The 23671-nt window shown below is 69.3% G+C and carries 24 protein-coding genes; 13 read left to right on the plus strand and 11 right to left on the minus strand.

Annotated elements, in window-relative coordinates; all coding sequences use genetic code 11:
* Nucleotides 1-4 precede the first annotated feature (4 nt).
* On the minus strand, nt 5-649 hold the full coding sequence (locus AC1RAD_RS23455; RefSeq protein WP_492737469.1) for a hypothetical protein: 645 nt from the start codon (nt 647-649) through the stop codon (nt 5-7).
* Nucleotides 650-828: 179 nt separating this feature from the next.
* Here AC1RAD_RS23455 and AC1RAD_RS23460 point away from each other — a divergent pair, with 179 nt between their 5' ends.
* From AC1RAD_RS23460 to AC1RAD_RS23470, 3 genes are all read left to right on the plus strand, one after another.
* On the plus strand, nt 829-1551 hold the full coding sequence (locus tag AC1RAD_RS23460) for a hypothetical protein (RefSeq protein WP_492737470.1): 723 nt from the start codon (nt 829-831) through the stop codon (nt 1549-1551).
* A gap of 80 nt (nt 1552-1631) precedes the next feature.
* Nucleotides 1632-2390 carry a basic amino acid ABC transporter substrate-binding protein gene (locus tag AC1RAD_RS23465; protein WP_062479619.1) on the plus strand — a complete coding sequence of 253 codons (759 nt, stop codon included), beginning with the start codon at nt 1632-1634 and terminating at the stop codon, nt 2388-2390.
* Between the two features lie 93 nt (nt 2391-2483).
* Nucleotides 2484-3254 carry an amino acid ABC transporter permease gene (locus AC1RAD_RS23470; protein ID WP_307582189.1) on the plus strand — a complete coding sequence of 257 codons (771 nt, stop codon included), beginning with the start codon at nt 2484-2486 and terminating at the stop codon, nt 3252-3254.
* On the opposite strand, the gene AC1RAD_RS23475 is transcribed toward AC1RAD_RS23470, so the two are convergent.
* Nucleotides 3251-3961, minus strand: coding sequence for a hypothetical protein (locus AC1RAD_RS23475; RefSeq protein WP_492737471.1), 711 nt, complete (start codon nt 3959-3961; stop codon nt 3251-3253). The two genes, AC1RAD_RS23470 and AC1RAD_RS23475, sit on opposite strands and share 4 nt — an antisense overlap.
* A gap of 87 nt (nt 3962-4048) precedes the next feature.
* On the opposite strand from AC1RAD_RS23475, the gene AC1RAD_RS23480 reads away from it, so the two are divergent.
* Nucleotides 4049-5674, plus strand: coding sequence for an MFS transporter (locus AC1RAD_RS23480; RefSeq protein ID WP_095950483.1), 1626 nt, complete (start codon nt 4049-4051; stop codon nt 5672-5674).
* A 12-nt stretch (nt 5675-5686) separates the two neighbouring features.
* On the opposite strand, the gene AC1RAD_RS23485 is transcribed toward AC1RAD_RS23480, so the two are convergent.
* Genes AC1RAD_RS23485 through AC1RAD_RS23510 form a run of 6 tightly spaced genes read right to left on the minus strand, consistent with a single transcriptional unit; the run spans nt 5687 to nt 10866 of the window.
* Nucleotides 5687-6010 carry a cytochrome C oxidase subunit IV family protein gene (locus AC1RAD_RS23485; RefSeq protein WP_095747775.1) on the minus strand — a complete coding sequence of 108 codons (324 nt, stop codon included), beginning with the start codon at nt 6008-6010 and terminating at the stop codon, nt 5687-5689.
* 11 nt (nt 6011-6021) lie between these two features.
* Nucleotides 6022-6714 (minus strand): heme-copper oxidase subunit III family protein, encoded by a 693-nt coding sequence (locus AC1RAD_RS23490; RefSeq protein ID WP_070063243.1) that lies wholly within the window; start codon nt 6712-6714, stop codon nt 6022-6024.
* 11 nt (nt 6715-6725) lie between these two features.
* Nucleotides 6726-7343 carry a cytochrome c oxidase subunit 3 family protein gene (locus AC1RAD_RS23495; RefSeq protein ID WP_307582194.1) on the minus strand — a complete coding sequence of 206 codons (618 nt, stop codon included), beginning with the start codon at nt 7341-7343 and terminating at the stop codon, nt 6726-6728.
* Entirely contained in the window at nt 7340-9127 is a 1788-nt protein-coding gene (gene ctaD, locus AC1RAD_RS23500) for a cytochrome c oxidase subunit I (protein ID WP_492737472.1), read from the minus strand. The genes AC1RAD_RS23495 and ctaD overlap by 4 nt, the downstream gene beginning before the upstream one ends.
* On the minus strand, nt 9124-10293 hold the full coding sequence (locus tag AC1RAD_RS23505; protein ID WP_492737473.1) for a c-type cytochrome: 1170 nt from the start codon (nt 10291-10293) through the stop codon (nt 9124-9126). The genes ctaD and AC1RAD_RS23505 overlap by 4 nt, the downstream gene beginning before the upstream one ends.
* A gap of 57 nt (nt 10294-10350) precedes the next feature.
* On the minus strand, nt 10351-10866 hold the full coding sequence (locus AC1RAD_RS23510; RefSeq protein WP_062479635.1) for a hypothetical protein: 516 nt from the start codon (nt 10864-10866) through the stop codon (nt 10351-10353).
* Nucleotides 10867-11067: 201 nt separating this feature from the next.
* Between AC1RAD_RS23510 and AC1RAD_RS23515 the strand changes: the two genes are divergently transcribed.
* The 9 genes from AC1RAD_RS23515 to AC1RAD_RS23555 all read left to right on the plus strand — a co-directional run bounded on the left by AC1RAD_RS23515 (nt 11068) and on the right by AC1RAD_RS23555 (nt 21189).
* Nucleotides 11068-13686 carry an autotransporter family protein gene (locus tag AC1RAD_RS23515; RefSeq protein WP_492737474.1) on the plus strand — a complete coding sequence of 873 codons (2619 nt, stop codon included), beginning with the start codon at nt 11068-11070 and terminating at the stop codon, nt 13684-13686.
* 170 nt (nt 13687-13856) lie between these two features.
* Nucleotides 13857-14678: a creatininase family protein gene (locus tag AC1RAD_RS23520; protein ID WP_492737476.1), complete on the plus strand. Its 822-nt coding sequence runs from the start codon at nt 13857-13859 to the stop codon at nt 14676-14678.
* A 14-nt stretch (nt 14679-14692) separates the two neighbouring features.
* Entirely contained in the window at nt 14693-15502 is an 810-nt protein-coding gene (locus tag AC1RAD_RS23525; RefSeq protein ID WP_062479639.1) for an ABC transporter ATP-binding protein, read from the plus strand.
* On the plus strand, nt 15480-16367 hold the full coding sequence (locus AC1RAD_RS23530) for an ABC transporter permease (RefSeq protein ID WP_174250296.1): 888 nt from the start codon (nt 15480-15482) through the stop codon (nt 16365-16367). The genes AC1RAD_RS23525 and AC1RAD_RS23530 overlap by 23 nt, the downstream gene beginning before the upstream one ends.
* Nucleotides 16339-17736, plus strand: coding sequence for an FAD-binding oxidoreductase (locus tag AC1RAD_RS23535; RefSeq protein ID WP_492737478.1), 1398 nt, complete (start codon nt 16339-16341; stop codon nt 17734-17736). The genes AC1RAD_RS23530 and AC1RAD_RS23535 overlap by 29 nt, the downstream gene beginning before the upstream one ends.
* 57 nt (nt 17737-17793) lie before the next feature.
* Nucleotides 17794-18822: an ABC transporter substrate-binding protein gene (locus tag AC1RAD_RS23540; RefSeq protein WP_307637689.1), complete on the plus strand. Its 1029-nt coding sequence runs from the start codon at nt 17794-17796 to the stop codon at nt 18820-18822.
* Nucleotides 18823-18964: 142 nt separating this feature from the next.
* Nucleotides 18965-19558: an NAD(P)H-dependent oxidoreductase gene (locus AC1RAD_RS23545; protein ID WP_492737480.1), complete on the plus strand. Its 594-nt coding sequence runs from the start codon at nt 18965-18967 to the stop codon at nt 19556-19558.
* Nucleotides 19559-19579: 21 nt separating this feature from the next.
* Nucleotides 19580-20542 carry a PDR/VanB family oxidoreductase gene (locus AC1RAD_RS23550; protein WP_492737482.1) on the plus strand — a complete coding sequence of 321 codons (963 nt, stop codon included), beginning with the start codon at nt 19580-19582 and terminating at the stop codon, nt 20540-20542.
* Entirely contained in the window at nt 20539-21189 is a 651-nt protein-coding gene (locus tag AC1RAD_RS23555; RefSeq protein ID WP_492737484.1) for a TetR family transcriptional regulator C-terminal domain-containing protein, read from the plus strand. The genes AC1RAD_RS23550 and AC1RAD_RS23555 overlap by 4 nt, the downstream gene beginning before the upstream one ends.
* Here AC1RAD_RS23555 and AC1RAD_RS23560 read toward each other — a convergent pair.
* Genes AC1RAD_RS23560 through otnI form a run of 3 tightly spaced genes read right to left on the minus strand, consistent with a single transcriptional unit; the run spans nt 21182 to nt 23663 of the window.
* A complete protein-coding gene (locus AC1RAD_RS23560; RefSeq protein ID WP_093242688.1) occupies nt 21182-21649 on the minus strand; it encodes a RidA family protein in 468 nt (155 codons plus the stop codon). The two genes, AC1RAD_RS23555 and AC1RAD_RS23560, sit on opposite strands and share 8 nt — an antisense overlap.
* On the minus strand, nt 21646-22848 hold the full coding sequence (locus AC1RAD_RS23565; RefSeq protein ID WP_492737486.1) for an amidohydrolase family protein: 1203 nt from the start codon (nt 22846-22848) through the stop codon (nt 21646-21648). Before AC1RAD_RS23565 ends, AC1RAD_RS23560 begins: the two co-directional genes overlap by 4 nt.
* Nucleotides 22845-23663, minus strand: coding sequence for a 2-oxo-tetronate isomerase (gene otnI, locus AC1RAD_RS23570; RefSeq protein WP_095747280.1), 819 nt, complete (start codon nt 23661-23663; stop codon nt 22845-22847). Before otnI ends, AC1RAD_RS23565 begins: the two co-directional genes overlap by 4 nt.
* Nucleotides 23664-23671: the final 8 nt, after the last annotated feature.

Here is a 23671-nt window from a genome sequence, read left to right on the forward strand (position 1 = left end):
CCGTTCAGGCCAGCCCGAGGCGTCGGCGGATGCGCGAGAGCAGGCCCCGCTTGTGCTGCGCGGCCTCGCCGCTGGCGCCAGCCCCCGAGGGGCGCGGCGCGCGGGCTTCTTCCGACCAGGTCAGCGCGCCTTCTTCCTCCAGCAGGCCGAGGAAGGTGCTGCACTCCTGCACGTCGATGCGGCCCAGCACGCTCAGGCTTTCGGCCGATTGCGCGCTCTTGGACAAAGCCGCCGCCAGCCGCACGTAGATCGGATGGCGCTGCAGGGTCACCTGCGAGGGCCAGCGGATCAGCGAGGCGCGCGCGCGGATCGAGCGCACCATGGCGCGCGCCGCGTCGCCCGAGGCCCCGCTGGGCGCGACCTGATTGAGCAGCGCGACCAGCTCTTCCGCATAGATGGGACGTGCCAGCGTGCGGCGCGCGGGCGCGGCGGCCACGGCCTCGCCGCGCGCCACCATCGGCACCACGAAGCGCGCGGCCGGCGTCTGCCGCTCGGCGGCGGGCGCATCGCCGTCCACCAGCAACAGGTCGCAGGGCTGCGACTCGCTGACCGTCCACAACGACCGGAGATTGGAGCTGAGGCGAACGATGATCCTCAGGAGCTCGACCTCGACCTGAGGGAGCCCCATGACGCCCAAAACCAATGGCATACCTTCTTCCCTGAGCAATTGTTCTTAATAGTTCCTTATTGTTATATGTGTTAACTAATTGATGCGTTGTGTATCGAGTCGATGCCCAAATTTGGACACGCACCGAGAAGTAACGCACACGCTGGGAGCGCCGAGCCGGCGGCGCGGCCCTTCGCGAGACCTCTGGGACACTGGGGCCCATGAATTCCGAAGAAGCTGGCCCACGGGCCCTGTCGCACCTCCACACCCTGGGCCTGCTGACCGACGCGGAACACGCGCAGGCGCTCGCGCACCCCGACCTGCCGAACACCGCGCTGCGCACCCCGAGCGAAGCGCTGGGCTGGGCGGCCGCCAAGGGCATCGTGGCGCCAGAGGCGCTGCCCGGCTTGCGCGACCGTGCCGCCCCCGGCGCGCAAGACGAGGCGCACCGCACCGTGGCGAACGCGGTGGCCATGGTCAGCGGCCAGGCGCCGGCCTGGGTGCTGCTCGAGATCAGCCTCATGGCGAACCGCCTGGAAGACGGCGTGACCGATGACGCGCTCGATCGGCTCCAAGCGCTGCAGCTGATCGACCCCGCGCAGCACGCACAGGCCCTCGGCCTGCTGCCCGCACAGGAACCCGAATGGGCAGCGCCCGCCTCGCCGGCCGCCACGCTCGCCTGGGCCGTGCGCACCGGCGTGCTGACGCCCGCGCAACTGCAGGCCCTCGCATCGCCGATGTCCGCGGTCTCGCCGGAAGGCCGGCAGGTCGTGGCCGATGCGCTCGTCCGCACGGAACGCAGCAGCGGCGGCCACACGAAGACCGTGCGCACCCGCAGCGTGACGTGGAGTTCCACTGGCGCCTCCGGCTCGCCCCGCGCGGGCAAGGTGATCGCTGTCGTGGCCGTGGTGGCCGTCGCGCTCTACTTCCTGTTCGCCCGGTAGGCGGCAAGGGGTCCCGATAGCGACCGCCTAAAATGCTCGCCCACCGCTTCCCGCCGGGCGGCAAGACACAAGGACCCCGAATGAACTCTCTACGCCGTGCCCTGGCCCTCGGCCTCGCTGCCGCCACGCTCGCCTTCGGTGCCCAGGCCCAGAACCGCGAACTCACCGTGGCCTCCAGCGCCACCTACGCGCCGTTTGCCTTCGAGAACAAGGACAAGCAGATCGTCGGCTTCGACATCGACATCATCAACGCCATCGCCAAGCAGCAGGGCCTGAAGATCAAGATCGTCAACACGCCCTTCACCGGCATCTTCGGCGCGCTGAACAACGGCGACGTCGACCTCGTGATCTCGGGCGTCACCATCAACGAGAAGCGCAAGCAGAGCTACGACTTCACGCCGCCGTACTTCGCGGCACGCCAGCTCATCGCGCTGCCGAAGAACAGCACCGTGGCCTCGCTGAAGGACCTCACGGGCAAGAAGATCGCCGTGGTCAGCGCCTCCACGGCCGACGACATCGCCTCGCGCGAGTTCGGCAAGACCAGCCCCAACATCCGCCGCTTCGAGAGCACGCCGCTCATCATTTCCGAGCTGGCCGGCGGCGGCGTCGATGCCGCCATGGGCGACAACGGCGTGATCGCCTACCGCGTGGCGCAACACCCCGAGCTGAAGACGCTGGACGACAAGTCCTTCCCCGAAGAGGGCTTCGGCATCGTCGTGAAGAAGGGCGACAAGGCGCTGCTCGACAAGCTGTCGGCCGGCCTGGCGGCCATCCGCGCCGACGGCAGCTACGTGACGATCTACAAGAAGTGGTTCAACAAGGACCCCAACGTGCGCTGAGCCGCACGGCATTTTCCTGAACACGGCCGCCCTCACGCGGCCGTTTCGTTTTTCCGCTGACCGACAGATAGACAGAGAGTTGAGGACGCAAGCATGGAACAACCAGTGCTGCTTTTCGGATGGTTCCGCTGGGACATCCTCGTGGAATACAAGGACCTGTTCTGGCAGGGCGCCTGGATGACGCTGCGCATGACCGTGGTCTGCGTGCTGCTGGGCGCCAGCTGGGGCCTGTGCCTGGCGCTGGCGCGGCTGGCGCAGGCGCGCCACGCGCCGTGGACCTGGCTCACGCGCGTGTTCCTGCGCTGGCCCGCCACGGTGTACGTGAGCTTCTTCCGCGGCACGCCGCTGTTCGTGCAGATCCTGCTCATCCACTTCGCGGTGATGCCGGTGTTCATCCACCCGAGCACGGGCATCCTGATCGACGGCGAGCTGGCGCGCACGCTCAAGCAGGAGCACGGCGCCCTCATCTCGGGCGTGGTCGCGCTCACGCTGAACTCGGCGGCCTACATCTCCGAAGTGTTCCGCGCCGGCATCCAGTCGATCTCGCGCGGGCAGTTCGACGCCGGCCGCTCGCTGGGCCTGAGCCCGGCGCAGGTGATGCGCTACGTGGTGCTGCCGCAGGCCTTTCGCCGCATGCTGCCGCCGCTGGGCAACAACGCGATCGCGCTGCTCAAGGACACCTCGCTGGTGTCGGCCATCGGCCTGGCCGAGCTGGCCTACGCCGCGCGCACCGTGGCCGGCGCCTATGCGCGCTACTGGGAGCCGTACCTGGCGATCTCGGTGGTGTACTGGGTGATGACGCTGGTGCTGACCACGCTGCTGCGACGGCTGGAACACCGTCTCGCGCGCAGCGACCGGGGCTAGGACCCGCCGTCCTGCGCCAGGGAGGGCGCACCCGCGCCGCCCCACTTCCGCACATAGCGCTCATGGCGCGCGGTCCATTCCGCGCTCCCGAAAGCGCCGCCGCTCTGGTGCGTCACGGAAATCGGCCACGTCCCCAACCGCAGCCCCTGCCGGCGCGCGGTTCTGCAGAAGTCGACGTCGTAGAAGTGGAAGTCGAACTGCGGATCGAATGCCACCGCGCGGGCCAGGAGCGTGCGCCGGTTCGCCGCCAGGAACACGCCGTCCAGCAGCTCGCAGTCGGCCGGCACCGCGCCAAAGCAGTTGACGGGGCCGAAGGGCTGCGGCCCGTGGGCAATGATTCCCGAGAGATGCGCCAGGTCGTCCCAGACAAGGTCGGTGCCGATGTAGCTCCAGCTCACATGCTGGTCGGATTGGCGCCGGTTGCCCGCCAGGCCGATCACGTCGTAGGCGCGCAATCCCTGCGCCACGCGATCGGCCAGGAAGAGGTCTTCGAGCCACACATCGTCATGAACGAAGACGAGCATGTCGCTCGCATCGGGCGCCATGAGCGCGCTGTTGTAGACCTCGGACAACCCGCGCCGGTTCTCGAAGCTCACGCGCGGCCTCAGGCGACCATCGAAGTTGAGCCGTCGCAGCGATTGCCCCAGGGCGGAATCGGCCCAGAACCCGGCTTCGGAACATCTTGTCGCGCTGACGATATCGATCATTGTTCTCTTGGAAAGATGAGGCTGCGGACAGCGGCGGCAGTATTGCACAGGCCATGCGCCGAAAGCTTCGCGCCACAATAGCGCGACATGCCGCCCATATCCCCCGAAGAGACACCCCTCCCGCCGGCCCGGCCGCAGCCCTCGAACCTCGCGGCGCTCGAGCCCCTGAAGCTCCCCGTGTTCCGCATGCTGTGGAGCACCTGGCTCATCGCCAACATCTGCATGTGGATGAACGATGTGGCGGCGGCGTGGATGATGACCTCGCTGACCACCTCGCCGATCTGGGTCGCGCTGGTGCAGTCGGCCTCCACCCTGCCGGTGTTCCTGCTCGGTCTTCCGAGCGGCGCGCTGGCCGACATCCTCGATCGCCGGCGCTGGCTGGTGGCCACCCAGTTCTGGCTGGCCGGCACCGCCGTGGTGCTGTGCGCCGCCATCGCGCTCGACGTGATGACCGCGCCACTGTTGCTGGCGCTCACCTTCGCCAACGGGATCGGGCTGGCGCTGCGCTGGCCGGTGTTCTCGGCCATCGTGCCCGAGCTCGTTCCGCGCCAACAGCTGCCGGCGGCGCTGGGCCTGAACGGCATCGCCATGAACGCCTCGCGCATCGTCGGCCCGCTCACGGCCGGCATGCTGATCGCGAGCGCGGGCAGCGTGTGGGTGTTCGCGCTCAACGCGGTGCTGTCGGTGGCCTCGGGCTTCGTGGTGCTGCGCTGGCGCCGCGAGCACACGCCCAACCCGCTGGGGCGCGAGAAGCTCATCAGCGCGATGCGCGTGGGCGTGCAGTTCGTGCGCCAGTCGCAGCGCATGCGGGCGGTGCTCACGCGCGTGTCGCTGTTCTTCTTCCACTCGACCGCCCTGCTGGCGCTGCTGCCGCTGCTGGCACGCAACCTCCAGGGCGGCGGCGCCGGCACCTTCACGCTGCTGCTGGCCGCCATGGGCACGGGCGCGATCATCGCGGTGCTCTTCCTGCCGCGGCTGCGCCAGGCGCTCGGGCGCGACCAGCTGGTGCTGCGCGGCGCCATGCTGCAGTCGGCCGCCACGGCCGTGATGGCCGTGGCGCCCAACGCCTGGGTCGCGGTGCCGGCGATGTTCTTCGGCGGCATGGCGTGGATCACGGTGGCCAACTCGCTGTCGGTGTCGGCCCAGCTGGCGCTGCCCGACTGGGTGCGCGCGCGCGGCATGTCGACCTACCAGATGGCGATCATGGGCGCGAGCGCGATCGGCGCGGCGCTGTGGGGCCAGGTGGCCACCGTCACGTCGCTGAAGCTGAGCCTGGCCATCGCCGCCGTGAGCGGCACGCTGCTGATGCTGGCGGCCATGCGCTGGGTGACCGACGTGAGCGGCGAAGACGACGTGCGCCCCGCCCAGGCCGGTTGGGCCACCGGCCCGCCGGCCGAGGCGCCGCAGGAAGACGGCCGCGTGGTGATCACGGTCGAGTATCTGATCGACCCGTCGCGCGCCGCGGCCTTCCACCTCGTGATGCAGCAGACCCGGCGCGCGCGCCTGGGCCAGGGCGCCATCGGCTGGGAGCTGCTGCACGACATCGCGCAGCCCGAACGCTACGTGGAGCAGATCGTGGACGAGTCGTGGACCGACCACCTGCGCCGCTTCAACCGCGCCACCGCCGCCGACATGGCGCTGCGCGAACGCCGCCTGGCCTTCCACCTGGGCGAGTCGCCGCCGGTGATCACGCGCTTCGTGGTGCGGCGCTGAGCAGCAGGGCCGTCAGCGGAAGAACGCCAGCCGCGCGAGGAAGGTGTGGTCGGCCTCCGCCGCCATCAGCCCGACCAGCACCAAAAGGCACAGCGGCGGCAGCAGGATCGCGTAGACCAGCGCCATCCGCTCCCACGCCATGTGCATGAAGACCGCGACGATGAGCCCGGCTTTCAGCAGCATGAAGACGATGATCAGGCCCCAGCGCAGGTAGCCCTGCACATGGAAGTAGTCGACCATGTACGACATCGCGCTGAGCACGAACAGGAGCCCCCAGATCTTCAGGTACAGGCCGATCGGATGCTGCTGGCCGGTGGTGGCGTGGGTGGTGTTCATGATGATGGTCCTCACCAGAGATAGAACAGCGCGAAGATGAAGACCCACACCAGGTCGACGAAGTGCCAGTACAGGCCCACGATCTCGACCACCTGGTAGTTGCCGGCCTTGTCGTAGTCGCCGCGAATGAGCTTGAAGGCCACTGCGAACAGCAGCACCACGCCGGCCGACACGTGCAGCCCGTGGAAGCCGGTGATCATGAAGAAGGCCGCGCCGAACTGCGCCGCGCCCATCGGGTTGCCCCAGGGCCGCACGCCCTCCTCGAGGATCAGCTTGGACCACTCGAAGGCCTGCATGCCCACGAAGAGCTCGCCGAAGGTGGCGGTCACGAGCATCAGCGTGGCGGCGTTCACGCGGTCGCCGCGGTAGGCGAAGTTGACCGCCATCGCCATCGTGCCGCTGCTGCTGATGAGCACGAAGGTCATGATCGCGATCAGCAAAAGCGGCACGTCGGCCCCGCCCACGTGCAGCGCGAACACCTCGCTCGGATTCGGCCAGGCCACGGTGGTCGAGACGCGCACCGTCATGTAGCCCGTGAGGAAGCAGCTGAAGATGAAGATGTCGCTCAGCAGGAAGATCCACATCATGGCCTTGCCCCACGAGACGTGGAAGGCCTGGCGGTCGGACGACCAGTCGGCCACCAGCCCGCGCCAGCCGCTCGTGGCGACGGCGGAGCCGGTGAGGGTTGCGGTGCTGGAGTTCATGCGAAGCCTCCTCACGCCGTGCCGCAGAGGACGCGCGCCACCTCCGGCGTCACCCACCCCAGCAGCGCGAACAGCGCCAGCCACACGGCCAGCATGAAGTGCCAGTAGCGCGCGCACAGCGCGATGCGCCATCCGGCCCGGGCGGGGTCGGCCCACGCGACGCGCGCCGCCATCGCCCACCCGACCAGCCCGCCCGCCAGGTGCAGCCCGTGCATGGCGGTCAGCAGGTAGAAGAAGCTGCCCGACGGGTTGCCCGCCGGCAGCACCTGCGCGTGCGCCATCGCGGCCCAGGCCCACAGCTGCACGCCGAGAAAGCCCACCGCGCACAGGCCGCCGGCCAGCAGCAGGCGACGCATGCGCGCCGGGTCCACGCGGCGCGAGGCGGCTTCCAGCGCCACGCTGCCCGCCACCAGCAGCGCCGAGCTGAGCCACAGCTGCCACGGCAGCGCGAGCGCGACCGCGTCGCCGCTGCTCATGCGCATCACGTAGGCCACGGTGAACAGGGAGAACAGCGCGGTGACCACGCCCATGAAGACCCACAGGCCGATGCCGGCGGCGCTCGCGTGCGCGTCGCGCAGCCGCACGTCGCGGGGCAGGCCGCGCAGGCGCAGGGCGGCGTCCGCGTTCATGCCGGTGCTCCGCGCGCGCCGCTCACCGGCACGTCGTCCTTGTCGTCGCTCGCCTGCGGCGGTGCGTTCTGCGCGATGAAGTCTTCCGCCGCGCCCGGCACGCCGTAGGCGTAGGCCCAGCGGTAGGCCACGGGCAGCCGCGGCCCCCAGTTGCCGTGGCCGGGCGGCGTCTCGGGCGTCTGCCATTCGAGCGAGGCGGCGCGCCACGGGTTGGCGCCGGCCGGCCGGCCGCGCCAGGCGCTCCAGGCCAGGTTGACGATGAAGAGCAGCTGCGCCGCGCCGACCACCAGCGCCACCACGGTGATGAATTCATTCAGGCTGAAGGCCGACGGCGGGATGAACTTGTAGCCGTCGAAGTTGTAGTAGCGCCGCGGCATGCCCAGCACACCGAGGTAGTGCATCGGGAAATAGATCGCGTAGGTGCCCAGGAAGGTGATCCAGAAATGCAGCCGCCCGAGCCGGTCGTCCAGCATGCGCCCGGTGATCTTGGGGAACCAGTGGTAGATGCCGCCGAACACCACCAGGAGCGGCGCCACGCCCATCACCATGTGGAAGTGCGCCACCACGAAGTAGGTGCCCGACAGCGGGATGTCCACGCTCACGTTGCCCAGGAAGAGGCCCGTGAGCCCGCCGATGACGAAGGTGCACACGAAGGCCAGCGCGAACAGCATCGGCACCGACAGGTGGATGTCGCCGCGCCACAGCGTGAGCAGCCAGTTGTAGACCTTGATCGCCGTGGGCACCGCGATGACCAGCGTGGTGGTGGCGAAGAAGAAGCCGAAGTACGGATTCATGCCGCTCACGAACATGTGGTGCGCCCACACCACCACGCTGAGCCCGCCGATGGCCACGATGGCCCACACCATCGTGCGGTAGCCGAAGATGCGCTTGCGCGCGTGCACGCTGATCAGGTCCGACACGATGCCGAAGGCCGGCAGCGCCACGATGTAGACCTCGGGGTGGCCGAAGAACCAGAACAGGTGCTGGAACAGCAGCGGGCTGCCGCCCTTGTGGCCCGACAGCTGCCCCATCGACACCAGCGCCGGCATGAAGAAGCTGGTGCCCACCGTGCGGTCCAGCAGCAGCATCACGCCGCTGACGAACAGCGCCGGAAAACCCAGCAGCGCCAGCACCGTGGCCACGAAGATGCCCCACACCGTGAGCGGCATGCGCAGCAGCGTCATGCCCCGGCAGCGCGCCTGCAGCACGGTGGTCGCGTAGTTCAGGCCGCCCATGGTGGTGGCCACGATGAAGATCAGCAGCGACACCAGCATCAGCACGATGCCGCCGCCGTGGCCCGGCGTGCCGGGCAGGATCGACTGCGGCGGGTACAGCGTCCAGCCCGCGCCGGTGGGGCCGCCCGCCACGAAGAAGCTGGCCATCAGCACCACCACCGACAGCAGGTAGACCCAGAAGCTCAGCATGTTGAGGTAGGGGAACACCATGTCGCGCGCCCCCACCATCAGCGGGATCAGGTAGTTGCCGAAGCCGCCGAGGAACAGCGCCGTGAGCAGGTAGATCACCATGATCATCCCGTGCATGGTCACGAACTGGTAGTAGCGCTCGGCGTTGATGAACTCGAACTGACCCGGGAACCCGAGCTGCAGCCGCATCAGGTTGGACAGCACCAGGCCGACCACGCCCACCGCGATGGCGGTGCAGGCGTACTGCACGGCGATCACCTTGTGGTCCTGGCTCCAGACGTAGCGGCGCAGGAAGCCCTGCGGCGCCGGGTGGCCGGCGTCGTCGTGCTCGTCGTCTTGAGTGAGCGCAGAAGAAGTCATCGCGCGGCCTTCTGTTCGGTGGCAGCCTGCGCCGGCGGGCTGCCCAGACTCTGGATGTAGGCCACCAGCGCGGCCAGCTCCTCGTCGCTCAGGTCGATCTTCGGCATCACCGGCGGGAAGCCCTTCACGTGGCGCGCCTGCGGGTCGCGGATGAAGCTGCGCAGGTAGGCCTCGTCGACCAGCGCCGTGGTGCCGTCGGCCATCGACTCGTTCTTGCCGTACAGACCCTTCCAGGTCGGCCCCACGCGTGTGCTGCCGTCGATGGTGTGGCAGGCCACGCAGCCCTTGGCGTCGGCCAGCGCGCGGCCCTGGTCGACGCGTGCGCCACCGCCGGCCGGTGCCTGGGCAGCCTGCGCCGCCTTGGCCGCTTGCGCCAGCTGCATCGCGCCGAAGGTCGGCAGCGCCGTGCGCCAGGCGTCGTAGGCCGCCGCGTCCTCCACCACCACGAAGCCGCGCATGTTCGGATGCCCCACGCCGCACAGCTGCGCGCACAGCGCCTCGTAGCGGCCCGCGACGGTGGGCGTGAACCAGAAGCGGCTCACCTGCCCCGGCACGATGTTCATGCGGGCGCGGATGGGCGGCACGAAGAAGTCGTGCAGCACGTCGTGGGAGCGCATCAGCACCAGCACCGGCTGGCCGATCGGCAGGTGCACCTCGTCGCCGGGAACCAGCAGGTCGTCCCGCCCCGCCGCGTCGGCCGGGTCGAGCCCGAAGGGGTTGGTGGCGCTGACGAAGCGCGCATCGGTCGCGCCCAGCTTGCCGTCCGCGCCCGGCAGGCGAAAGCGCCACTGCCACTGCTGGCCCAGCACCTCGAGCACGCGCGCATCATGCGGCGTGCGCACGTAGTTCGCGTACACCACGAGGCCGGGCGCCAGCAGCGCCATGATGCCGACGGTGGTGGCGCCGATCAGCCAGCGCTCGAGCGTCTTGTTCTCAGGCGCATGCGGCGCCACACGGCGCCCCTCGCGGTGGCGAAAGCGCACCACGGTGTAGGCGAGGAACAGGTTGATGACGACGAAGAACAGGCCCGTGATGAGCAGCGTGATGGTCAGCGTGTCGTCCATGCGCTGCCAGTTGGAGGCCAGCGGCGTCGTCCACCACGGGTTGACGGCGTGGAACGCCACCGAGGCCACCACGATGAGCAACAGGACGACGGCGATGGTCATGTGCTGCGCTCCCTGGGGTGGCCATCGTGGGTTCCGGGAGTCGCATGCGCGGCGGCTTCAGCGGATCGCCGGGATCCGCGGCTCTTCGCCCTCGAAGCGGGCCTCGGGGTGCGTGGCCTCCAGCATCGCCTCGACCTCGCGCACGCGCGACGGCGGCAGGTCGACCATCAACAGGACCTGGCCCTGCGCGATGGCGCTCTCGAAACGCGCCAGCCGCGGGCTCGGGATCGACACGCCGACCATGGTGGCCGACCAGGCGCCCACCACGCCGCCCAGCAGCGCCAGGCCCACGGCCACGGCCCATTCGGGCTCGTCGCCGAACACGGGGAACAGCAGCGCGGCCAGCAGCCCGACGACCACGCCGCAGGCGGTGCCGAGCACCCAGCCGGTCTTGGCGGCGTGAACGAGGTCGGAGGTCTGCCAGACGTTGGCCGCATGGAGCCCGGCCATGTCCTGGCCTTCGCGTGCGGCGAAATGCAGGTGCGCGATGTCGACACGCGCCTGCAGCAGATCGTGCATCGCCTGCCTGGCACTCGCCAGGTCCGGCAACAGCCAATAGATGCGTCTTTTCACGGCGCCTCCTTTCCGTCTTGCGACGAGCAAGAGACCATGCTTGAGTTATAGGCTCAACAAGGGCCGCATTCAAGTCGGCGCGCCATCGGGACCGACCCGGTGAGTACGGAAGTTCGTCGGTTTCCAGAAGGGCAATTGCACTGAATAATCCGCCGCTCCAGGCCCCCACGGCCTCATGAAAAACAAGAAGGAGCAGACGACATGCGCATGGAGCGAGGCCCCCGGTTTTCCCACTTTTCTCGGTTTTCTTTTCCCCGCCGTCATCCGGCATCCCCCCTTCCCTGGCTCGCGGCCGCCCTTGCAGGGCTCGCAGGCGGCGCCGCGCACGCGGCCTGCGGCCCCACCGCCACGCCGGTCACCGGCGACACGGTGGTCTGCGACGGCACCACGACCGTATCGCCCAGCGTGATCGCCACGCCGGGCAGCACCGGCGTCACCATCACCGTGAACAGCGGCGCCACGCTGACCACCAACGCCACGCAGGCGCTGCTGGTGCGCGATGCGAGCACCATCACCAACAACGGCACGATCACGGTGTCGGGCGGCTCGGGCTCGGCGCGCGCGGCGATGGTCGCCACGGGCAACGACAACACGCTGACCAACAACGGCAGCCTGCGCACCACGAGCAGCGGCACCTCCGGCATCCTGGTGACGTCGAACAGCAGCACGCGCACGCGCATCACCAACAACGGCAGCATCGTCACCACGGGGGGCAGCTCGCACGGTATCTCTTTGCTGGGCCCGGGCAACACGGTGATCAACAACGGCAGCATCTCGGCCATCGGCAGCTCGGCCAAGGGCGTGTACCTGCAGGGCGGCAACCTCGTGGCCAACCTGCTGGTGAACACCGGCAGCATCGCCACCACGGGCGCCAACTCGCCGTCGGGCGGCGCCGACGCGGTGCATGCGAACACGCTGGGCGGCACCTTCTTCTCGCGCGTGGAGAACCGGGCCGGCGCCACGCTCTCGAGCGCCAACGGCTACGGCTACCGCGGCCAGAACGGCAACGACGTGCTGGTCAACGCCGGCACCATCGAAGGCCACGGCGGCACCGCCAGCACCGACGCGATCTACATGGGCGCGCTCGGCAACGGCACGCTGATATTGCAGACCGGCTCGGTCATCAAGGGTGGCGCCGACGGCGGTGTCGGCAAGACGGCCAGCACCTTTCTCGAAGGCAGCGGCACGGTCGACAACGCCTTCCGCAACTTCCAGCACCTGACGATGCGCGGCACCGCGTGGTCGTGGCAGACCGACGCGAGCTTCTCGGATTCGATCCGCGTCGAGTCCGGCCGCTTCACCCTGCCCGCCACGCTGACCAGCCCGGTCATCACCGTGTTGCCCGGCACCACCGTGGCCGGCACCGGCACCTTCGCGGGCCACGTGACGAACCAGGGCACGCTGCTGCCCGGCCCGAACGACGGCGTCGGCTTCGGCGCCTTCACGGTGCGCGGCAACTACGTGGGCGGCAGCGGCGCACTGCTGCAGGTCAACACCGTGCTGGCGGGTGACAACGCGCCCTCGGACAAGCTGGTGATCGACGGCGGCGCGGCCACGGGGTCCACCGGCCTGCGCGTGGTGAACCGCGGCGGCCTGGGCGCGCCCACGCTGGCCGACGGCATCCTGGTGGTGCAGGCCGTCAACGGCGGCACCACGGCCGACCACGCGTTCTCGCTGACCCAGGCGGTGGAGGCCGGTGCCTACAACTACCGGCTGTTCCGCGGCGGCGCGACAGGCAGCAACCGCGACAACTGGTACCTGCGCAACAACGGCTACCTCGTGGGCGGCACCGTGGTGGGCTCGCTGGAAGAAGCCGCCGAGGTGATCGCCGAGACGGGCTCGCCAGCGACGGTGGAGCAGGTCAAGCTCTACCGGCCCGAGGTGCCGCTGTACAGCGCCCTGCCGATCGCCGTGCGCCGCCTCGGGCTGGCGCAGCTGGGCACCTTCCACGACCGGCAGGGCGACGCCCAGCTGCTCGCGGACGGTGAAGGCCGGCAGGCCTCGTGGGGCCGCGTGTTCGGCGAAAGCACGCGGCAGCGCCTGCGCGGCGATGCCAATCCGCAGTTCGACGGCAGCGTCAGCGGCCTGCAGCTGGGCCACGACTTCCTGGCGGCCACCGACAGCGCGGGCGGGCACCACCGCGTCGGCGTGCTGGGCGGCTACACGCGGGCCAGCGGCCACGCGAGCGGCGTCGCCGGCGGCGCCACCAACGAGGCGGCCGGCCGGCTCACCGTCGAGGGCTACAGCCTGGGCGCCTACTGGACGCGCATCGCGAACAGCGGCTGGTACAGCGACGCCGTGCTGCTGGCCACGCGCTACAAGGCCGATGCGCGCTCCACCCTGGGGCGCGGCGGCCGCCCGCACGGCACCAGCGTGACCGCATCGCTCGAGGCCGGCTACCCGCTGGCGCTGAGCGACACCGTCACGCTGCAGCCGCAGGTGCAGCTGATCTGGCAGCGCAGCTCGCTCGACGACTTCGACGACGGCCTCTCGACCGTGCGCTTCCAGCGCGACAACGCCGTCACCGGCCGGCTGGGCGCACGGCTCGAAGGCCGCTTCGAGGCAGGCGGCGGCGTCTGGAAGCCCTACCTCAAGCTCAACCTGTGGCACACCTTCAGCGGCAGCAACGCGATCTACTTCGGGCCGAGCGACCGGGTCGCCAACCGCCGCAACGCGAGCGCCCTCGAAGTGGGCGGCGGCATCGTCGGGCAGGTGAACAAGACGCTGTCGGTCTACGGCGGCCTGGCCTACACCAGCGCCATCGGCATCACCGAGCAGACCGGCGTGCAGGGCCAGCTGGGGCTGCGCATGCGCTGGTGACCCCGGGGCGCCGAGCGCCCGGACGGCTCGACTTTTGACCGTCCGTGCAAATTTGATGGCATGCGGTTTGCTTGATAAAGATCAACGGGTATCCACGGATAGCCAGTCTTTTTTGACCGTATGGATAATTTAGCCCATCATCCCGTCCGCCCGCCACGAGGTACACCCCGATGAATCACCCCCCCTTGCGCAGCCGCTTCTGGTCCGACCTGACCAGTGAAGAGTTCTCCCGCCTCGACCGCGAACGGCTGATCGCCGTGCTGCCGGTGGGGGCGACCGAACAGCACGGCCCCCATTTGCCGATGTCGACCGACACCGCCACCATCGACGGCATGGTGCGCGCCAGCCTGCCCTACCTGCCCGACGACCTGCCGGTGCTGTTCCTGCCCACCGTGCCCTACGGCAAGAGCAACGAGCACTCGCGCTACCCGGGCACGCTCACGGTGTCGGCGAACACGCTGATCTCGCTGTGGAAGGACGTCGGCGCCTGCGTCGCCAAGGCCGGCGTGCGCAAGCTGGTGCTCTACAACAGCCACGGCGGCCAGATGAGCGTCATGGACATCGTGGCGCGCGACCTGCGCGAAGAGCACGACATGATGGTCGTGGCCGCCAACTGGTACACGCTGGGCCTGCCCGAAGGCCTGTTCACCGCGCACGAAGGCAAGCACGGCATCCACGCGGGCGACCTCGAGAGCTCGGTGATGCTGCACCTCACGCCCGACTACGTGCGCCGCGACCAATTCCAGAACTTCGGCTCCATGACCGAGCAGCTGGCGGCCGAGAACAAGTTTCTTTCGATCACGCCCAGCGGCAAGCTCGGCTGGCAGATGCACGACATCAACCCGGCCGGCGCCGCCGGCGACGCCACCCGCGCCAGCGCCGAGAAGGGCGCCGCGGTGCTCGACCACGTGGGCCGGCGCTTCGTCGAGCTGCTGCACGAGATCGACCGCTTCCCGCTCTCGCGCCTGGCCAACGTTCCGGCCTGGCGCTGACGCCAAGGAGTCCCATGGAAAGCACCACGCCATCCACGCCGCCCCTGGTCCGCCTGCGCAACGTCGGCAAGCGTTTTGCCAACGGCACGCTCGCCCTGCAGGGCATGACGCTCGACATCGGCGAGCACGACTTCGTCAGCTTCCTGGGCCCCTCGGGCTGCGGCAAGAGCACCGCACTGCGGCTGATCGCCGGGCTCACGCGCATCAGCTCGGGCGACATGCAATGGTCGGGCGCCAACACCGGCAGCGCCAAGGACAGCAAGAGCGACCGCGACCTGGGCTTCGTGTTCCAGGAGCCCACGCTCATGCCCTGGACCAAGGTGTTCGACAACGTCTGGCTGCCGCTCAAGCTCGCGGGCATGAGCCGCGACGAAGCCGCGCCGGTGGTGCAGCACGTGCTGGAGCTGGTCGGCCTCTCGCGCTTTGCCGACGTGTACCCGCGCGAGCTCTCGGGCGGCATGAAGATGCGCGTGTCGATCGCGCGCGCGCTGGTCACGCACCCGCGCCTGCTGCTCATGGACGAGCCCTTTGCCGCGCTCGACGAAATGACGCGCATCAAGCTCAACAACGACCTGCTGGCCATCTGGCGCGAGCACCGCTTCTCGATCGTGTTCGTCACGCACAGCGTGTACGAGTCGGTCTACCTGTCGAACCGCATCGTCGTGATGGCGGCGCGCCCGGGCCGCGTGATCGACGAGATCGCCATCGACGAGCCCTACCCGCGCGGCGAAGCCTTCCGCACCTCCAGCCGCTACAACGCGCACTGCACGGCTGTTTCGCAATCTCTGCACGGAGCACTCCATGGCCTCGACATCGACCATTGAAACCGTGATGCCCCTCGACACCACCAACGAAGCCACGCCATCCGCCGAGACGCTGCGCGCGCACGAAGACAAGCTGCGCCGGCGCGAGGCCACGCTGCGCATCGTCGTGCCGGTCGTCATCGTCGCGGCGCTGCTGCTGGTGTGGGAATGGATGGTGCGCGCCAACGACATCCCGCACTACATCCTGCCCGCGCCCTCGCTCATCCTGCGCACGCTGTTCGACAACTGGGGGTCGCTCTCGGGCGCGCTGTGGTTCACGGTGAAGCTCACGCTCCTGGCGCTGGGCGCCGCCATCGTCGGCGGCGTGCTGCTGGCGATTGCCTTCGCGCTGTTCAAGTGGGTGGAAATCGGCCTGTTCCCGATCGCCGTGATCCTGCAGGTGACGCCGATCATCGCGATCGCGCCGCTCATCTTGATCTACGTGTCGAGCACCACCGCGGCGCTCTTGCTGTGCGCCTGGATCGTGGCCTTCTTCCCTATCCTGTCGAACACCGTCATCGGCCTGAAGAGCGCCGACAGCAACCTGCGCGACCTGTTCCAGCTGTACAAGGCCTCGCCCTGGCAGACCTTCCGCTACCTGCTGGCGCCCAGCGCGCTGCCGTACTTCATGGCGGGCCTGAAGATCGCCGGCGGCCTGAGCCTGATCGGCGCGGTGGTGGCCGAGTTCACGGCCGGCACGGCGGGCAAGGAAACGGGGCTGGCCTCGCGCATCCTCGAGTCGAGCTTCCGCACCGAGATCCCGATGATGTTCGCGGCGCTGCTGCTGGTGTCGTTGCTGGGCATCGTGATCTTCATCGTGTTCGCCGCCCTGTCGCGCCTCGTGCTCGGCCACTGGCATGAAAGCGAAATGCGCCGTGAACGCTAGAACCCCGCTGTCCACCGTCGACTGGGACGCCGTGCGCGAGGACCTGCGCGGCCTGAACGTGATCGCCACGCCCAGCCAGCGCAAGCAGCTGTCGAAGGACTTCTACTGGTACAGCCCGATCCTCACGGCGCAGCTCGCGGGCTGCGTGGCCGACCTCGTGGTCAAGGCCAGCACCGAGGACGACGTGCGCCAGGCCGCGGCCGTGGCCGCGAAGTGGAAGCTGCCGCTCACCGTGCGCGCCGGCGGCACCGGCAACTACGGCCAGTGCGTGCCGCTCGAAGGCGGGCTCGTGCTCGACGTGACGCAGATGTGCCGCGTGCTCGACCTGGCCGAGGGCCGCATCCGCGTCGAGGCCGGCGCGCGCATGCACGACATCGACCTGGCCGCGCGCGAGACCGGGCAGGCGCTGCGCATGTGGCCCTCGACCTGGCACGTGGCCAGCATTGGCGGCTTCATCGCGGGCGGCTTCGGCGGCATCGGCTCGTTCCGACACGGCATCCTGCGCGACCCCGGCAACCTGCTGCGCGCGCGCGTGATGACGGTGGAGCGCGAGCCGCGCGTCATCGAGCTGGTGGGCGACGAGATCCAGCAGGTGCACCATGCCTACGGCACCAACGGCGTGATCCTCGACGTGGAAGTGGCGCTGAGCCCGGCGGTCGACTGGGTGCACTGCACGGCGCTGTTCGACACCTACCGCGGCGCGCTCGACTTCGGCATTGCCGCGCAGGCGCCCTCGCTGGACATCTTCCTGCTGTCGACCGTGGAGGCGCGCTTCTCGCCCTACTACACGGCCATGGGCGATCGCTTTCCGCCCGACCGGCACGCGGTGTTCACCATGGTCTCGCCCGACTCCATGGCCGAGTTCCGCGCGCTCGCGGCGGCGCACGGCGGCACCCTGTCGGTGGCCGGCACCGAGGCCGAGCTGCAGGCCGAGGGCCTGCCGCCGGCCTACGAGTGCGCCTTCAACCACACGACGCTGCAGGCGCTGAAGGCCGACCGCAGCTGGACCTACCTGCAGGTGGCCTACGCCCAGCCCTTCGACCCGGCCGTGGTCGAGCGCCACATGCAGATCTTCGGCGACGACGTGCTGCAGCACCAGGACTTCGCGCGCGCCAACGGCGAGTGCGGCACCTTCGGCATCCTGCTCGTGCGCTGGAAGGGCGAGGCCCACCAGTACGAGGTGATGCGCGAGATCGAGTCGCAGGGCGGCGCGCAGATCTTCAACCCGCACGTCTTCACCATCGAGGACGGCGGCATGAAGACCATCGACACGCAGCAGATCGAGTTCAAGAAGCGCAGCGACCCGATGGGCCTGATGAACCCCGGCAAGACCCGCGGCTGGACGCCCGACATGGCCGTCGAGCGCTGAGAAACAATTAGTCTTCGCATCCCGTCCCCACCCCAACCTCCACAGGAGTCCGTCCCCATGCGCATCCCCGCTTTCTCTCTTCGGCCGCTGGCCTTCGGCCTGGCCCTCGCAGGCGCCGCCTTCGCCGCACAGGCCCAGGACAAAGTGGTGTTCGCCACCAACTGGAAGGCGCAGGCCGGCCACGGCGGCTTCTACCAGGCGCTGGTGGATGGCACCTACAAGAAGTACGGGCTCGACGTGGAAATCATGCAGGGCGGCCCGATGGTCAACAACCGGCCCATGCTGCCGGCCGGCAAGGTCGACTTCCTCATGACCGGCAACCTGCTGCAGTCCTTCGACAACGTGAAGAACGGCGTGCCCACCGTGGTGGTCGCGGCCATCTTCCAGAAGGACCCGCAGGCCATGTTCGCCCACCCGGGCCAGGGCTACGACACCTTCAAGGACATGACCAAGGCGCCCGTGGCCTTCATCGGCAAGGACGGCCAGTTCAGCTTCTGGCAGTGGATGAAGTCGGAGCACGGCTTCAAGGACGCGCAGCTCAAGCCCTACACCTTCAACGTGGGCCCGTTCCTGGCCGACAAGAAATCGATCCAGCAGGGCTACGCCATCTCGGAGCCGCTGTCGATCAAGGCCCAGGCCGGCTTCGACCCGGTGGTGCACCTCCTGGCCGACCACGGCTTCTCGACCTACGCCACCACCATCGAGACCCGCGCCGACCTCATCAAGACCAAGCCCGAGACGGTGCGCAAGTTCATCGAGGCCTCGATCGTCGGCTGGAACAACTACCTCTACGGCGACAACAAGGCCGCCAACGAGCTCATCGCCAAGACCAACCCCGACGCCACGCCGGCCGCGCTGCAGGGCTCCATCGACCTCATCAAGAAGATGGGCATCATCGACAGCGGCGACTCGCTCACCAAGGGCATCGGCGCCATGGACGAAGCCCGCGTGAAGGACTTCTACGACAAGATGGTCAAGGCCGGCCTGTACAAGCCGGGCGAGATCGACCTGTCGAAGGTCGCGACCACGCAGTTCGTCAACAAGGGCGTCGGTGTCGACGTCCGCAAGAAGCTCACCGGCAAGTAATTTGCTTCGTTTTTTCCCGTGGGTCGCGCGGGGCTTGCGCCGGGGTCAGATGCCGGCGCCTGGGTTGCCATAAGGCACTGCGCGGCCTTTGTTCCCTTGGGCTCTGACCCCGTCTCGCCGAACAGGCGAACCGGCCCGAACCATGAAAACGCTCGTCGTCCATTGCCATCCGAACCCTGACAGCTTCAACCACGCGCTGTACTGCACCGCCCTCGAGGCTCTCACGCCGCGACATCCCGTCAAGGCCATCGACCTGTACGCCGAGGGCTTCGACCCGACGCTGACACGCGAAGAGCGCATCGCCTACCTCGACAACCCCGAACTGATCCGCGAGCGCGTGAAACCCCACGTCGAAGCGCTGCTGTGGGCCGAGCACCTGGTGTTCGTCTACCCCACCTGGTTCCATGGACCGCCGTCCATGCTCAAGGGCTGGCTCGAGCGCGTGTGGCTGCCGGGCGTGGCCTTCCTGCCGGCCGAGCGCAAGGGGCAACTCGCGAAGTCGGGCATGCGGCACATCCGCCGGCTGACGGTGGTGACCACCGGCGGCTCGCCGCGCTGGTTCGTGATGGCCATCGGCGACCCGGGGCGGCGGCTGTTCACGCGCGCGCTGCGGGCGCTGTTCGCGTGGCGCTGCAAGGTGACGTGGCTGCAGCTGCACGACATGAACGCCGTCACCGACAGTGACCGCACCCATTTCATCGCGCGCGTGGCGCGCACGCTGCACAACATCCAGTAGACAAGCAGGGAGACACACACCATGAGCCTCGAACGCACGCTGACCGTCCGTGTCGAACGCATCTCGCGGCAGACGCCGGAAATCCTGGCCTTCGAGCTGACGCACCCGTGGGGCCGGCCGCTGCCCGGCTACGAGGCCGGCGCGCACATCGACGTGCACATGCCCGGCGGCTTCTCGCGCCAGTACTCGCTGGCGCGCGCGCCCTCGGGCAGCGGCGGCTACGTGATCGGCGTGAAGCGCGAGCACGCCAGCCGCGGTGGCTCGGCCTCGATGCACGAGCGCGTGCGCGAGGGCGACCTCATTGCGATCAGCGCACCGCGCAACACCTTCCCGCTGCGCGCCGAAGCCCGCCGCCACCTGCTGCTGGCCGGCGGCATCGGCATGACGCCGCTGCTGGCCATGGCGCAGGCACTGGCCGCGCGCGGCGCCGACTTCACGCTGTGCGTGTTCGCGCGCAGCGAGGAGCACCTGGCCTTCGCCGAAGCGCTGCACGCGCCCGCGCTGGCGCCGCACCTGAAGCTGCACCTGGACCAGGGCGACGCGTCGCAACGCATCGACCTGCGCGCCCTGCTGGCCGAGCGCGCGCCCGACACGCACCTGTACGTGTGCGGCCCCGGCGGCTTCATGCAGGCGGTGCGCGAGGCCGCCGCGCACTGGCCCGAAGACGCGCTGCACACCGAGTACTTCGCCGCGCCCACCGGCACGGCCGCCGCCACCACGGGCCTGCCCTTCACGCTGAAGCTGGCGCGGCGCGGCATCGAGGTGCCGGTGGCGGCCGACCAGACCGCGGTCGACGCGCTGCACGAAGTGGGCATCGACATCCCCGTGTCGTGCCAGCAGGGCCTGTGCGGCACCTGCGTGGTCGAGGGCGACGGCGAAGGCGCCGAGCACCGCGACTTCTGCCTCACGGGCACCGAGCGGCGCACCAAGGTGGCGCTGTGCTGCTCGCGCGCCAAGGGCCCCGACCTGGTGCTGCAGCTGTGAGCCTGACCGACACCGACAGCGAAGCCCCCGCCACGCGCGGGCGTTCGCGCAAGTACACGCAGGTGCTGGGCCTCATCAACCAGGCCGCCATCGAGGTGTTCGCCAGCGAAGGGCTGGCCGGCGCGTCGACGCAGGCCATCGCCGACAAGGCGGGCCTGTCGAAGGCGCAGCTGCACTACTACATCGAGAGCAAGGAGGCGCTGTACCGCCAGGTGCTGCAGGACATCCTGACCGACTGGATCGTGGTGTTCGGCTTCAGCGACGAGGCCTTCGGCCCGCGCAAGGTGCTGGGCGACCTGATCCAGCGCAAGATGATGTTCTCGTTCGAGCACCCGCTGCGCTCGCGCATCTTCACCGCCGAGATGATGCGCGGCGCGCCCGTCATCAACAGCATGATGGACACGAGCAAGCAGCGCACCGACCAGGCCGCCGCCGTGATCCAGAACTGGATGAACCAGGGCCTCATGGACACCGCCGACCCGATGCTGGTGCTGTTCCACATCTGGGCCGTGACGCAGTTCTACGCCGACCACGCCACGCAGGCCGCCTACTACCGCAACACGGCGCAGCAGGGCGACGACAAGGACCGCCGCTACCTGATCGAGCAGGTGACGGAGTTCCTGCTCAAGGGCGCGGGCGTCAAGTAGCCGCGCGCTGCGGCAGGTACATGGTGGCTTCCACCTCGACGAGCACCTCGTCGCCCGGCAGGAAGCGCGACACCTCGACCACCGTGCTCACCGGCGGCTCGCCCGGATAGAACAGGCCGCGCACGCGGTTGTAGAAGGCGTAGTGCGGCAGGTGGCGGAAGTACTGCACCAGCTTCACCACGTCTTCCATGGTGCCGCCGTGCTCGGCCGCGATCTGGCGGATGCGCTCCAGCACGAACCAGCTCTGCGCCACGATGGGCGCCTCGAAGACGTCGACCGACATCTGGCCCGTGGCATAGCCCACGCCCTGCAGCGCGGTGCGCGCGGCTTCGGGAATGGCGTCGTAGCCCGCCACCGCGCGGCGCGTGGCCGGGTCGACGGCGACCACGCCGCTCATGAAGACGAAATCGCCGACGCGCTTGGCGGCGGCATAGTTGGCCATCGGCTTGCCCATGCTCATGGTGTGTTCTCCAGTGCCCGGCCTGCGCGGTAGACGGTGCGTTGCCGTCCGCGCGGGCCGATGAGTTCGTGTTCGTCGGTGGCGGCCAGCACCACCAGGTCGGCCGGGCAGCCCGGCGCGATGCGGCCGTCCCACGCGAGCCCCAGCGCCTTGGCGGGGTTCACGGTGATGGTGTCGAGCCAGTCGGCCGCAGGCGCCAGGTGCGCCATCTGCACGCCCAGGCCGAAGGTCTCGAGCAGGTCGTAGCTGCCGTAGGGATAGAAGGCGTCCTGCACGTTGTCGGTGGCCAGGCTGGCGCGCAGGCCGTGCGCAGCGGCCTCGCGGATGCGCGTGATGCCGCGCGCCACGGGCGTGCGGTCCCACGCGCCCTGCAGGTAGAGGTTGGTGGTCGGCAGCGCGACGAGGTGCAGCCCGGCGCCGGCGCACAAGGTGAGCGTCTCGGCGGCCACCGCGTCGTCCTGCACCGAGAGCGAGCAGGCGTGGCCGCAGACCACGCGGCCCTGGAAGTCGCGCGCGCGCACCAGCTGCGCGATGCTGCGCAGGCCGCTGGCGTCGGTGTCCAGGCCTTCGTCGACGTGGAAGTCGAGCCCCAGCCCGTGCTGCTGCGCGAGGTCGAACACGCGGCCCAGCTTGGCGAAGAGGCCGTCGTTGCGGTAGATGAAAGCGCCCAGCGAACCGCCCGCGCGCTTCACCTCGCGCGCGATGCGCTCGCCGGCGGCAAGGTCGGCGAACACGTCGAGCGGCACGAGCGCGACGAACTGCAGCTCGATGCGGCCGGCCCATTCCTCGCGCAGCGCCTCGAACACGGCCAGCGCGGCCGGCGGCTCGGGCTCGACCCAGTCGAGGTGCGTGCGCAGTGCCCGCGTGCCGGCGCGCCAGGCCTCGTTCAGCGCGCGCTCCATGCGCAGGCGCAGCGACGCGCCGGTCCAGCTCGCGCGGTGGCGGCCCATGCGCTCGATGGCGGTGAACAGGTCGCCCTGCGCGGCGCCGACGTCCTGCACGGTGAAGTTCTTGTCGATGTGCGCATGCGCCTCGACGAGGGCGCTCAGCAGCGTGCCGCGCGCGTGCGTCTGCGAGGCGCTGGGTTCGATGGCCGCGACCTTGTCGCCGTCGATCGTGACGTCGAAGACCTGCGCATCGCCCGCCGCGAAGCCCCGCAGCGGCGCCGGAATGCGCAGCGCTTCGAGCGTCGTCGTCATGCGCGCTGACGCCAGTCGCGCAGCCAGCCCAGGCCGGCCGAGGTGCCGCCGGGCTCCATGCCGCGGCGCGGGCGGTATTCGCAACCGACCCAGCCCTGCCAGCCGCACTGCGCCGACACCTCGTCGATCACGCCGAAGAGGTAGTCGTAGTTCTGCTCGCCCACATCGGGCTCGTGGCGTTCGGGCACGCCCGCGATCTGCAGGTGGCCGACGCGGCCGGTCGGCAGGTACTGGCGCAGCTTCATTGCCACGTCGCCCTCGACGATCTGGCAGTGGTACAGGTCCATCTGCACCTTGAGGTTGGCGGCGCCCACGGTCTCGACGATCTGGTGCGCGTGGTCCTGCCGGTTGAGAAAGAAGCGCGGAATGTCGCGCGTGTTGATCGGCTCGATGAGCACATCACGCCCGGCCTTCGCGGCCTCGGCTGCGGCCCAGCGCAGGTTCCCGACATAGACGGCCTCTGCCGCCTCGCGCGTGAGGCCTTCGGGCACGAGGCCGGCCATGACGTGGATGCGCGGGCAGTCGAGTGCCACGGCGTAGTCGATGGCCTTGGCGATGCCTTCGCGGAACTCGCCCTCGCGCCCCGGCAGGCAGGCCAGGCCGCGCTCGCCGCCGGCCCAGTCGCCGGGCGGGCCGTTGAACAGCACCTGCTGCAGGCCGTTGTGCTTCAGGCGCGCGACGATCTCTTCTTTCGAGAAGTCGTAGGGGAAGAGGTACTCGACGGCCTGGAAGCCGTCTTTCGCGGCGGCGTCGAAGCGGTCGAGAAATGCGAGCTCCGGGTAGAGCATCGAGAGGTTGGCGGCGAATTGGGGCATGGGGTGTT

Source organism: Variovorax sp. GW823-FHT04B03 (assembly GCF_058796495.1).